At 47.1% G+C, this 12,949-nt stretch carries 9 protein-coding genes; 2 read left to right on the top strand and 7 right to left on the bottom strand.

The annotated features are described in order from the left end of the window. The first annotated feature begins 89 nt into the window (after positions 1-89). Positions 90-461 carry a hypothetical protein gene (locus C8N47_RS05190; RefSeq protein WP_107821465.1) on the top strand — a complete coding sequence of 124 codons (372 nt, stop codon included), beginning with the start codon at positions 90-92 and terminating at the stop codon, positions 459-461. A gap of 69 nt (positions 462-530) precedes the next feature. Here the strand turns inward: C8N47_RS05190 and C8N47_RS05185 are convergent, their stop codons facing one another. The 5 genes from C8N47_RS05185 to gcvT form a co-directional block, all read right to left on the bottom strand. Beyond that, positions 531-1,781: a DUF1015 domain-containing protein gene (locus C8N47_RS05185; protein WP_107821464.1), complete on the bottom strand. Its 1,251-nt coding sequence runs from the start codon at positions 1,779-1,781 to the stop codon at positions 531-533. 174 nt (positions 1,782-1,955) lie between these two features. After that, a complete protein-coding gene (locus C8N47_RS05180; RefSeq protein ID WP_107821463.1) occupies positions 1,956-2,876 on the bottom strand; it encodes an NAD(P)-dependent oxidoreductase in 921 nt (306 codons plus the stop codon). A gap of 72 nt (positions 2,877-2,948) precedes the next feature. Continuing rightward, entirely contained in the window at positions 2,949-4,019 is a 1,071-nt protein-coding gene (gene serC, locus C8N47_RS05175; RefSeq protein ID WP_107821462.1) for a 3-phosphoserine/phosphohydroxythreonine transaminase, read from the bottom strand. Between the two features lie 185 nt (positions 4,020-4,204). Beyond that, on the bottom strand, positions 4,205-4,930 hold the full coding sequence (locus C8N47_RS05170; protein WP_107821461.1) for a 2-phosphosulfolactate phosphatase: 726 nt from the start codon (positions 4,928-4,930) through the stop codon (positions 4,205-4,207). Positions 4,931-5,051: 121 nt separating this feature from the next. Next, positions 5,052-6,140, bottom strand: a complete 1,089-nt coding sequence (gcvT, locus tag C8N47_RS05165) for a glycine cleavage system aminomethyltransferase GcvT (RefSeq protein WP_107821460.1) — start codon at positions 6,138-6,140, stop codon at positions 5,052-5,054. A 177-nt stretch (positions 6,141-6,317) separates the two neighbouring features. Between gcvT and C8N47_RS05160 the strand changes: the two genes are divergently transcribed. Continuing rightward, the gene (locus C8N47_RS05160; RefSeq protein ID WP_107821459.1) at positions 6,318-6,677 is read left to right on the top strand and encodes an Hpt domain-containing protein; all 360 of its coding nucleotides are present in this window, start codon (positions 6,318-6,320) and stop codon (positions 6,675-6,677) included. 29 nt (positions 6,678-6,706) lie between these two features. Here the strand turns inward: C8N47_RS05160 and clpB are convergent, their stop codons facing one another. Further along, a complete protein-coding gene (gene clpB / locus C8N47_RS05155; RefSeq protein ID WP_107821458.1) occupies positions 6,707-9,295 on the bottom strand; it encodes an ATP-dependent chaperone ClpB in 2,589 nt (862 codons plus the stop codon). 465 nt (positions 9,296-9,760) lie between these two features. Further along, positions 9,761-12,928: a DUF6298 domain-containing protein gene (locus C8N47_RS05150; RefSeq protein ID WP_211316049.1), complete on the bottom strand. Its 3,168-nt coding sequence runs from the start codon at positions 12,926-12,928 to the stop codon at positions 9,761-9,763. Positions 12,929-12,949: the final 21 nt, after the last annotated feature.

Raw genomic sequence — 12,949 nt, 5'->3', positions numbered from 1 at the left:
CTTTCAATTTTGTATTTTGCGACCATAATAAAACGACTAAGAACGAATGACCAATGCCCTTAGGGCTAAGAGGATAAGGAGGAATTTTTATGGCACCTATCAGTAAACCCAGAGTAATCAAAGATTACGAAAAGTTAGACGAAGCAATCAAAGAACAAATCAAACTGGAGTATCCCAACGGATTTAGCCAGAACCTGATCAGCTTCACCAATAAAGACGGTATGTTGGTTAGCGCACTTCCGTTTGAGACTGAAGATCGCTACTATTTGGTTCGTATGACCACCCAGGAAGCAATCGACATTATTAGCGACGATGATGACTACGATGACGATGGCACCTTGAAAGATGAAAGCCGCGAAGCATACGAAGACAAATATTCGGAAGATATGGACATCCCCGACGAAGACGAGGACGAGGATGATTCGTACGACGACGATGATGATGACGATGATGAAGATTAATCACGGATAAGACCCAAAAGCCCGAACATGAACTGTCGGGCTTTTTTATTGCTCGGTGGCTAAGCGCTGCTAATCGAGTTTGTGAATCACCAAACCGGAACGAAGTTTGGGTTCGAACCAGGTGGTTTTTGGTGGCATAATGTTCCCGCTGTCAGCAATAGCAATCAGCTGGCGCATGGATACCGGAAATAAGGCAAAAGCCGCCTTCATGGCTCCTGTGTCAACTTGCTTTTTCAGCGCTTCCATCCCCCGGATTCCGCCAACAAATTCGATCCGTTTGGAAGTCCGCAGATTCTGAATATTCAGAATCGGGCGCAACACTTGTTCCGAAAGGATGGTCACATCCAACTGTTCGATCGGATCAGCATCGTTATAAGTTCCTTCCTTCGATTGCAGGCAATACCAGCAACCATCCAGATATAAGCTAAACTCGTGTAGCCGCGAAGGCTTGTAAGGTTCCTCTCCCTTTTTTGTTATGGTAAAAGCAGCTTCCAGTTTTTCAAGAAATTCTGTTCCCGACAAGCCATTCAGATCCTTCACCAGACGATTATAATCCATGATCTGCAATTGATTATCCGGAAAATGGACAGCCATGAAATAATTGTACGACTCGTTGCCGCAATGCTTCGGATTTTGGGCTTTGCGTTCCAGCCCTACGCGGGCAGCCGCTGCGGTACGGTGATGCCCGTCGGCCACGTAAGTAACCGGAACTTTACTTGCAAATAACGATTCAATCGTCCGGTTGGTCGACTGATCGCGCACCACCCAAAATTGATGTCCGAAACCATCTTCGGCCACAAAATCGTATTCCGGCTGATTTTCGGCAACAACTCTCGCAATAATTTCATCGATCTCCGGAACCGCTTTGTAGGAAAAAAACACCGGTTCCACGTTCGCATTCAGATATCGGGTGAGCACCATCCTGTCTTCCTCTTTATCGGGGCGGGTTAGCTCGTGCTTTTTGATAACCCCCCGATGGTAATCCTCGCAGGCAGCAGCCCCAACCAGACCATATTGAGTGCGGCCATTCATGGTTTGTGCATAAATATAAAAACGCTCCTCCTCCTCTTCGAGCAACCAGCCCTTACGCTGAAAGGCCTGAAAATTCGCGACAGCCTTTTGGTATACAAGTTCGGAATGAATATCGACTCCGGTAAGGCAGTCGATCTCGGCACGGGTGATATGCAATAAGGAATTTTCTTTTCCGTAAGCCATGCGGGCAGCCTCTTCCGTGTTCATCACATCGTAAGGCAAGCAGGCCAAATCTTCGACGATTTGCTGCGGAGGGCGAAGCCCCCTAAAAGGTTTCAGGATAGCCATAGCAGGTCATTTTAGTTCGTATCTTCGAAAATAGAAAATCCGAACCAAAAGGCCTACATTTCTCCTGCTTTTACCAGATGTTTTCCCAACAAGTCGGATGAGCAGCAATCATCTTTCCGGAATGCGAAAACCCAAATATCAACCGGGCTGCTCGCTATGCGCAGCAACACAAAACTACTTATTCACCCGGAAGGTTTCGTCACCCTCTTCAAAGAAGGCAACAATTTGACGAGCAGCGGCAAGCCCCGCATTCGTGTTTGCCTCCTGGGTTTGTGCTCCAATCTTTTTAGGCGTGAAAAAATAGCGACCGGCAAACTTCTCCTCAAAAACAGCCGCGCAATCCGGACGAAGATCCGACAAATACTTCACATCATCACGTTGGGTCATAAACGCGCATAGATCTTCCTCATCAATCACTTCTTTGCGGGCTGTATTTATGATGATTGCGTTCTTTTTAAGCTGTTTCAGCACGGCCATACTTACTGACTTCAGGTGAATGCCACGGGCCGGCACATGAATCGACACCACATCCGATTGGGCGTACAGTTCTTCCAACGAGCCGGTTACCTGTAAGCCTTCCGATGTTGCCTGTGCTTTGCTGAAACGGGTGTATGTCAGCACCTTCATCCCCAACGCGCGGGCAATGCGATGAACATTGCGTGCAACATAACCATAGCCGTGCAAGCCAAGTGTTCGTCCGCGCAACTCGCCTCCCGATTTACCCCCGAAAAACTCCCGAATACCGTAAATAGCAAGACCAATAGCCAATTCGGCCACCGCATTCGAGTTCTGGCCGGGCGTATTCATCACCACCACCGATTTTTCTTTCGCATAGGCCGTGTCCACATTATCGTAGCCGGCACCGGCACGAACAACAATTTTCAACTTCGCTGCGGCATCCAGCAGTTCGCGATCGACCTGATCACTGCGCACAATCAGCGCATCGACCTCAGAGGCGGCATCTAATAACTCGTTTTTGGATGAATATTTTTCCAGCAGGTTAAGAGAATAACCGGCTTTATGAAGCAAGTCGGCAATCTGGCTGATAGCCGACGATGCGAACGGTTTTTCCGTTGCTATTAATACCCTTTTCATAGTTCAAGTCGTTTAGTTTTCGCTGAAAAAAGAAAAAGCAGGACCCCCATCCTGCTTTTTCTTTATATTGAATTAGTGACTGGCTTCGAATTCTTTCATAACCTCGATCAGTGCTTTCACACTGTCGGCAGGCATGGCATTGTAAATCGACGCGCGGAAACCACCAACAGAACGGTGTCCTTTCAGTCCAATCATTCCTTTTGATGTGGCAAAATCGTTGAATTCCTTTTCCAACGCTTCGTAACCTTCAGCCATAACAAATGTTACATTCATGCGAGAGCGGTCTTCAGCAGCCGGAACTGTTGGAACGAACAATTTGTTGCGATCCAGTTCAGCATATAACAAGTCTGCTTTTTCGATGTTGATTTTTTCCATTGCTTCAACACCACCTTGCTCTTTCAACCAAACCAGCGTTTGCAAACAAGCATAAACAGCGATGGTTGAAGGCGTATTAAACATTGAACCAGCTTTGATGTGTGTTTGGAAATCCAACATGGTCGGAATTGTGCGACCTGTTTTATCCAAAGCTTCGTCCTTAATAATAACCAAAGTGGCTCCTGACGGTCCGAGGTTTTTCTGAGCACCGGCATAAATCATATCGTATTTAGCCACGTCGATCGGACGGCTGAAAATATCAGAAGACATATCGGCCACCAATTGTACGGGCACATCCAAGTCTGTTTTAATTTCAGTACCAAAAATTGTATTGTTCGTTGTGATGTGCAGGTAGTCAGCATCAGCAGGAACGTCGAACGCTTTGGGGATATAGTTGAAATTTTTGTCCTTTGAAGAAGCTACCTCTACAACTTCGCCAAAGTATTTCGCTTCTTTCATGGCTTTACCTGCCCACGAACCAGTATTCAGGTAAGCTGCTTTTGATTTCATCAGGTTGTATGGAGCCATCAGGAACTCGAGGCTGGCACCACCTTGCAAAAACAACACCGAGTAACCTTCCGGAACGTTCAGCAATTCCTTAACCAAGGCAACAGCTTCGTCCATAACAGCAACAAATTCCTTTGAACGGTGAGAAACTTCCATCACAGAAAGTCCGGTACCGGCGAAGTCAACAGCTGCTTCAGCTACTTTTTGTTTGGTAAATTCGGGTAGGATTGAGGGTCCTGCATAAAAATTATGCTTCTTCATGGTATGTTATTTTAGGGTTAAAAAATATTTTATTAATTCATTTGTATTCTTTTCATTATTTATGGCCAGTCGACGATGAGATCAATCGCGAAGCCGGGCTTTCAGAATAGCCAACAGTCTGGCTCATCAGTTGCCCTTACGAGCTCACAAATCTTTGCAACAGCTTATCTATGGGCCATACAAAGTTAGGAAACCGGGATCAAATCTCCACCTGAAAACTGCGGAACGACCTTGGTAAAATCCGGCTGATGACAAAATTCAATACAATCATCCAAGCCTTTGGCAGCCAGTCGTCCTTTTTGGGCTGCTTTCTGGATATAGCCATTCAAATCATTTTTGGCAAGCGACCATAAGTCGAGCGAGGCAGTTACAGCATCGCAAATGGTTTCATATTTACCGGATTCGAGTAATTTCTCGGCCAGTGCACCGGCAAAGACGGTATCTTCCAGGCTAAAGCGGTCTTTCCACGATGCGCAGAAGATTAACACCGGAGCATCCTGCTGAAGCAGCCAATCGGTTAAAGCAGTCAAATTCAGAAACGAACCAATAACAACAGCCCGGGAATGACTGGCCATGTGGATACAGCGTGTTCCGTTGGTGGTTGAATAAACAATCTCGCGGTCTTTTACCCGCTCAGCAGTAAAGTTGAAGGGTGAATTTCCGAAGTCGGCAAAATCGAGCACGTAACCATCTCGTTCCGAGGCTACAATAAATCCCTCTTCTTTTTTTGTTCGGGCTTCTTCAACAGTGGCAACCGGAATGATCCGCTTCACCCCGTTGTGCAGCGCGGTGCATATCGACGATGTTGCACGGAGGATATCAACCACAACAACAATGTTTTCGTCATGGGCATGCTTGGGGTACAAGGCAGGAGATAAACAGGTTTCTAACCTAAGTTTCGTGTTTTTCATCTTCAGCTTCAACGTTATTGGAAGCGCAAAGATAAAAGATAATTGATGCCGAGAACCAAAAAAGCCCGCCAAAAATAATTTGACGGGCAAAGGTTAAAGTAAAGTTGTAAGTTTTCCGTTCCTACTGTTTCAGGAATGGAACCCGTACAATTTTTGCTTTCAATTTTTTATTTCTGACTCCGACATAGATCTCCGTTCCAATGGCAGAATAGGTTTTGGCCACATAGCCCATACCAATCCCTTTATTCAAAACCGGCGACTGCGTTCCCGAGGTAACTTCACCGATTTTATGGCCAGTCTCGTCAAACAGTTCGTAGCCATGACGGGGAATCCCCCGATCAACCATTTCAAATCCACGCAACTTGCGGCTTACCCCTTCGGTTTTCTGTACTTCAAAAAAGTCTTTATTAATGAAATCGTTTTTCTCATTGAATTTGGTTATCCATCCCAGTCCAGCCTCTATGGGCGAAGTCGTATCGTCAATATCGTTGCCGTACAAGCAATAGCCCATCTCCAGACGAAGGGTATCGCGGGCTCCCAGCCCGATGGGCTGAATATTAAATTCGGCTCCGGCCTCGAAAATGGCCTGATAAATTTTTTCAGCATCCTGGTTGTGGAAGTACAGCTCGAAACCACCGGCTCCGGTGTAGCCTGTTGCCGAAACAATGACCTCTTTCACGCCGGCAAACTCAGCTGTTGTAAACGTGTAGTACTTTAAGCCCGCCAAATCGATTACGCAAAGTTTCTGAAGAACAGCAAGCGCATTGGGCCCTTGGATAGCCAGCTGACTAATCGTATCGGAAGCATTCTCGAGCTCGGCACCAAACTTGTTTTGCGACACAATCCAATTCCAGTCTTTCTCAATATTGGCCGCATTCACCACCAGCATGTATTTTTCGGCTTCGTAATAGTACACCAGTAAGTCGTCAACAATTCCGCCCTTGCCATTGGGCAAGCAGGAATACTGAGCCTGGCCCGGTTGCATAACGGAAATATCGTTGGTGGTAACATACTGTACCAAATCGGCAGCATGCGGACCTTTCACCCAAAATTCGCCCATGTGAGAAACATCAAAAACCCCCACATTCTCGCGCACGGCAAGATGCTCGGTTTTGATACCGGCAAATTCAACAGGCATTTCGAAGCCTGCAAACTCAACCATTTTCCCTCCTGCTGCTTTATGTATTTCATTAAAAACTGTCTTCTTCATGCGTTTTCCTTTTTTAGGTGTGTAAAACTAAAGCTTACGAACACTCTAAATTATGAAATATGTCAGGAAAAGTTTATCTGTATTTTGCCATAATGGACTCGCTTGCTTGAATACAAGTAATTTTTTTTTACTATCATTGTCTTTCAGAGAATTGAAAAGGCCAATTAACTTTACGCGATGAATGAAAATAAAGTAACCAGTTTAGATTATTTGAATGAAGTAACTGGCGGGGATCCCGAAACAACCAGGGAATTCATAGAAATGTTTTTCGAACAAATTATTGAATTTAAAACAGGACTCCGGGATTATTTAAGTCAAAAAAAGTATAAAGAGCTGGGTGAACTGGCGCATAAAGCGAAATCGTCGGTTATGACTTTTGGTATGAATGATCTTGGTATGCGCTTAAAGCAGCTGCAGCTAAAAACCCAAAAGCTGGAAGAAATTGAGAGCTACGAGGAACATGTAGCCGAGTTTGAAACACTTATAGACCGGGCACACCGGGAACTTCGTGCAATTTTAGAAGAAATAAAAGCATAGACACCAGCTCGATGTCTATGCTCTGTTTTTTATTCGGTCAAAAAGACCAATGCGTCATTCTTCAGGTCGATCACAATTTGTTGATCGGCCGACAACTGACCGGAAAGAATTTCTTTCGACAATTCATTCAACACAAATTTTTGCAATAAGCGGTTAACCGGCCTTGCTCCAAACTGCGGATCGTAACCAGCCGTTGCCAGCCACTGAACAGCTGCTTCGGAAATCCGAATACGGATATTCTGGTTGCCCAGCCGTTTCATAATCCGGGTGAATTGTATTTGCACGATCCCCTTCATATCCTCGCGACTAAGGGGAGTAAACATGATGGTTTCATCAATCCGGTTTAGAAACTCCGGGCGAATTGTCTTACGCAGCAAATCCAGCACCTGTGCGCGGGTTTGCTCAAAAAACTCTTCCCTATTGCCGTTAGTCATCTTTTCAAAGCTCTCCTGAATTAAATGAGATCCAAGATTGGAAGTCATGATGATAATCGTGTTCTTGAAGTTTACCAATCGCCCCTTGTTATCAGTCAGCCGGCCGTCGTCCAACACCTGCAAAAGGACATTGAACACATCCGGGTGCGCCTTCTCAATCTCGTCGAACAAAACAACCGAGTAGGGTTTACGCCGAACGGCTTCAGTCAGCTGACCACCTTCGTCGTAGCCCACATATCCGGGAGGCGAACCAATTAAGCGGGTTACAGAGAATTTCTCCTGATACTCCGACATATCAATGCGGGTCATCATGTTTTCATCGTCGAACAGGTATTCGGCCAACGCTTTGGCCAGCTCTGTTTTACCAACACCGGTTGTCCCCAGGAAAATAAAAGATCCGATTGGACGCTTCTCGTCCTGCAAGCCGGCACGACTTCTGCGCACCGCATCCGACACCGCTTTTATGGCTTCCTCCTGCCCGATGACCCGCTTATGCAACTCATCTTCCAGGTGAAGGAGCTTCTCGCGCTCGCTCTGCATCATCTTACTCACGGGAATACCGGTCCAGCGGGCTACCACTTCGGCAATATCTTCCGAGTCCACCTCTTCTTTAATTAAGGCCGCCCCCTGTATTTGCTTCAGCTCGGTCTGCAAACGTTCAATTTCAGCTTCGGCTTCTTTCAGCTTGCCATAGCGAATTTCGGCCACTTTGCCATAATCGCCGCTACGTTCAGCCTGCTCAGCTTCGAATTTTAGATTTTCGATATCGGTTTTATTCTGTTGAATACCATCAATGACTGATTTCTCCATCTCCCACTGTGCCCGGTAACGCGACTGTTCCTCTTTCAGGTTTGCAATTTCCTCGTTCAACACGGCCAGTTTAGCATCATCCTTTTCACGCTTGATAGCTTCGCGCTCAATCTCGAGCTGCTTAATCTTCCGTTCGATTTCATCCAGCTCTTCGGGCACCGAGTCCATCTCCAGCCGTAATTTAGCAGCAGCCTCGTCCATCAGATCAATGGCCTTATCGGGCAAAAAGCGATCTGAAATGTAACGCTGCGACAGCTCTACCGCTGCTATAATCGCGTTATCTTTAATGCGCACTTTGTGGTGCGATTCATAGCGTTCTTTCAAACCCCGCAAGATTGAAATCGCACTCAGCGTGTCGGGCTCATTTACCATCACGATCTGGAAACGGCGTTCCAAAGCCTTATCTTTTTCGAAATATTTTTGATACTCGTCCAGCGTTGTTGCGCCAATAGCCCGCAACTCGCCCCGTGCCAAGGCCGGTTTCAGAATATTGGCCGCGTCCATCGCCCCTTCTCCTTTGCCGGCACCTACCAAGGTGTGAATCTCGTCGATAAACAGAATCACCTCTCCATCGGATTTAATGACCTCGTTGACAACAGCCTTTAAGCGCTCTTCGAATTCGCCCTTGTATTTTGCACCGGCAATTAATGCACCCATGTCCAGTGAAAAAAGCTGCTTTGATTTCAGATTTTCGGGCACATCGCCGCGAACAATCCGATGCGCTAATCCTTCAGCAATAGCTGTCTTACCAGTCCCGGGCTCGCCAATCAAGACCGGATTATTCTTGGTACGCCGCGATAATATTTGCAATAGACGCCGGATTTCTTCGTCACGCCCAATGACGGGATCGAGCTTGCCGTTACGAGCCTGTTCATTCAGGTTGATGGCAAAACGACTTAATGAGTTAAACTGATCTTCGGCAGTCTGACTTTCAACTTTTGCTCCTTTTCGCAGCTCACTGACAGCTGCCTCCAGATCCTTTTTATGCACCCCACTGTCTTTGAGCATGCTGGCAACCGTATCGCCACTCTCCAGCAGTCCCATTAAGATATGTTCCACCGAAACAAACTGGTCTCCCATTTTGCGTGACAAATCCAACGATTTCTGCAAGGCTCTATTGGCCGACGACGACAAATACTGCTCTCCCCCGCTCACCTTCGGATAGGCATCAACAATTCGATCCAAGGCTTGCTGAAATACAGAGACATTAACGCCCAACTTCTTCAGCAAAAAGCCGGTAACATTTTCGGCCGAATGTAACAAGCCCTTCAGAATGTGACCTGGCTCAACGGCCTGTTGTTGCTTTGCCTGTGCCACTTGAAAGGCATGCTGCAAAGCTTCCTGCGATTTAATTGTGAAATTATTAAAATTCATAGCTCCATATTTATTCGATTTGGATTGCCCTGTCGACCGCTAAGACCGAACAGGATATAGACAGGCAAGCAAAAGAAAAGCCAAAAGCGGGAAGAATGTTATGATAAGACAAAATGACGGTATCTTACTTGCAATAGCTGAAAATTAGTCGGAGCCATGGGAAAAGCTTGATCTTTTGTCAGCCCATAAAAAAAGGACGGTGGCCCGTCCTTTTCTCAAACTAATCAAACTATTCTATGAAAAAAATTCTTGTTACTTGTTAATATGTACCTCAAAACTAGTTGAAAGTTACGTTAATGACTGACAAGAAATGTTAAAAAACCTTATCTAAGGAATATCAAATTCAATATCTGATTCGGTTACTCAGCTCTCCTGCCAGGCGGAAACACCAAATGAGTGAAAACAGAGCGCAGCAATAAGCATACTATTTAAACGTTTGTTTTTTTGTTGCGTTTGCAATTCAACTTACAACTTTCGAAACCAGAAAACCGCTTCCGATTTTCCTGCGGTTTGAAGCTGAATTTGTTTTCCACCCTTCACCCGAACCTCTTTGCCAACTTGCTCGCCGGTGGCCGGGTCAATCTCGATCAACTGGTAATTTCCGGCGCCCAATTCTGCGGCATATTCCGGAGAACGATTATCTAAATAGAAAATGCAGGCGCCATCGGCAGCAGCCAGTTTGTAAAGGCCTTCCATGTTCGTTGCCTCTGCGTGCATGGATGAAGCGGCATTCAGAAAACCATCCGCTTTCACCGGAGGAATACCAGCCAAAGAACCTCCGGCCATAAAAATTGCCCAGGCCAGCTTGTCCGACTGATCGAACGAATACATCACTGCTTTTGCAGGAAATGCCTTTTTGTAGCTCAACACATCGGTGTAAACCTGGTCGAAAGATCGCTTGCCGATTTTTTCGAGGCGCATCTGTTGGCGAGGCGCCAGGTGCTGCCCGCCAAGCGGGGCAAATTGGGTACCGTCGTCGCGGCTGCTCCAGTAACGAATGTCAATCAGGTCGACAATTTTTGAGCGAAGCGGATCTGCCAGGATTGAATCCTGAACGTCTTTTGTAGCACTCAGTCCAACCATGACATCGCGGCCGGTTTCCTGTTCCCAGCCGGCAATTACATCAAGCCAAAACTGCATGAAATGCAGCGGGCCGGTAAACTCGGCGCTGGTCAGTTGAATGACGCCGTTGTTATCTTTGAAATTCTCCAGGCACTGGCGAATATATTGACGGTGCAGTTCCCGGCGAACCGGATTGCTTACATCGTAAAAATGCTGATCCATAAACACCCGCTTGTCGCCGGCAAAAGGCACAGGCTCCGGAAAACCGGTGTGATTGATGTTGTTTACCGTGCGCCAGGGCGAATCGACCCAGTGCGCACCAGCCTCGACAATGTTGTGCTGAAAATAATCCTGGTGAATCAGCACCAAACCATTCTGGTCGGCCAAATCGGCAAATTGCTTCAGGCGCCGCCAATACCAGGGATTATATTTTGTCAAATCATATTTACTCAAACCATCCCAGGCCAATTCTTTCCCGGTACGGGCAAAAGGCAATTCGTAATACGGGACCCAGGCCTCACCATCCATGCGGCGGATGCGCTCGTGGTCGTCGCGACGGCGATCGTACCAAAGCGCATAATTCTGCTCCAGGCCAATCTTATTTTCATCCTTCATCCACTGGATGACATCTATCAGGCGATCGGTGTAGCCCAAACCTTGACGACCAGGAACGTAACGCGTAACAGCGGGTTTTGCCTGTTCCAATTTTCGTGGACGCATGTTGCCGCTCCACCAGGGAACTGCGTGGCGTTGTCCGGTCAGTACCGCAGTTCCGCGCACCAGCCAGCCGTTTGAAATCTCCATTACCGGTGCAGCTTCCACTTCCTTCTCAACGTTGCTTTTCAACTTAATTTGAGAGAAAAGTTTGGCATCTCCGGCCTCCTGCGAAATCGGATTTTCGTTCACCTTCTGTTTGATAAACTCAATCAGTGTGACTGCAGGGTTTTCGGCGTATTCTGTCAATTCGGCTGCAAGCTCCACAGACGGGCTACTGGTGCCATTGGTTGTGTAATCGATGACCGGTGCTTTCGGTGTGTTGTCCGCACCAATTCGTTCGCGCAATTGCGCAAAGAACAAACTTCGCGGCTTAATATGTTCGTTGGCGTTGTTCCAGTAACCGTTACCGGCAAATTGCGCCCAAGCGCCGTACGCCCAGTTGGTAGCCCCCGGAGGGCTGTAGCACTCGATCCGCGCTGCCGAGCATTGCCAAAACATGGAGTTTGCAGCCGTCCAGCCCGAACCGTAGTCGTTCATTTCGCGGTTGCGGAAGCTCAGCGCATTGCCATCAACATTCACAATGTCGAAAAGCACGCCCGAAGCCCAGCTGTCGATCGCACCGCTGAAACTTACCGGCAGATGCGATTCACACTGCACAAATGCGTTCGGCCCGGCAGAACAAAAGCCGGTTCCAAAATCGTGATAGCCAAATTCAGCATCCAGCCGGAGGAACAAACATTGTTGACCGGCGGTGAAAAAGGTGTAGCGGCGCAAAGCAGCGATCTCGGAAACAGGCTCAAAAGATAGACAATCTTCAACCGTTACCTTCGAAGCAGTCTCGTAAACAGCCACTGCAGATCCTGCCAGGTGTTTAAATTGAACCCGGCGCACCCAGCTGTTTGTTGTATTTTCGAAGCTAATGCCATTCCAGCAATGCTCTTCATCTTTGGCGTTTTCAGAATTGAACTCTGATATGATGTTTAGGTTTTCAATACCGATGTTCTGAATTCTTCCGTCTTCCTGATAAGCTTGAACGTAAGCTCCGCCAATTGCTTTGTCCAACGCTGTTGTTAACGGAGCATCCAGCACCAGCGAATCTCCTTTCACGGCAACAATGGTTCGATCCCAACGAATGTCGCGTTCGCCAGGTTTCCAGCCCAGCCAGCCCGTTTCTCCGCCAAATTCGTTCATCTCAAGCCGGTCAATCCATTCCTGTGTACTTGGTCGGGTAATGGCGATTTGATCACCAGCTTTAAATTGAGCGGCATTTTCAAGCTGAAATTGAAAAGCGCCCACAGGAACATAAGCTTGTGTAATGCTGGTTTGCGCTTCATTCAACTCAACCGGCTTTCCTTCGACACGGATCAGCGTTTCGCGGCTTTTGCCCGCGGCGATCAAAACGGTCCCCGTCTCGCCAAAACCTGAACCGCGCAAAACAACACCCGATTGGTTGATCGTCAACCGACCATCCAGTTGATAGTTTCCTGCTTTCAACAAAATAGCTCCCCGAAAACCGGTTTGATCGATTGGCAAGCTCGAAACATAGTCGATTGCACGTTGTACTGTCGCGGTCATATCACCTGCAACAGGTTCAACGACCACTTTAACTGGTACGAAAGGAATTGGCTCGGACGAGGTTTTGTAGCCAGCGTAGGAAAAATCGGGGATCCGGTTTCCCAGCGAGTCCGGCGTGTAAACCAGATTCCCGTTTTCGGCTTGTTGAAGCGGCGGTGTTGGTTTCTGTTTTTTTTGCGCATTGACGGAGCTGAAAACTCCAAGAGATAGTAGCAGTAAAAAAGCACATTTTGACGCTTTAATCGCGGTATGACCAAAGCGTTTGAACACCTTCTTCATTTTATAATTCTATTTTAATCG

The sequence above is a fragment of the Mangrovibacterium marinum genome, assembly GCF_003046625.1.
In the GTDB taxonomy this organism is placed as follows: Bacteria; Bacteroidota; Bacteroidia; order Bacteroidales; family Prolixibacteraceae; genus Mangrovibacterium; species Mangrovibacterium marinum.
This window is presented reverse-complemented; position numbering and strand designations above follow the sequence as displayed.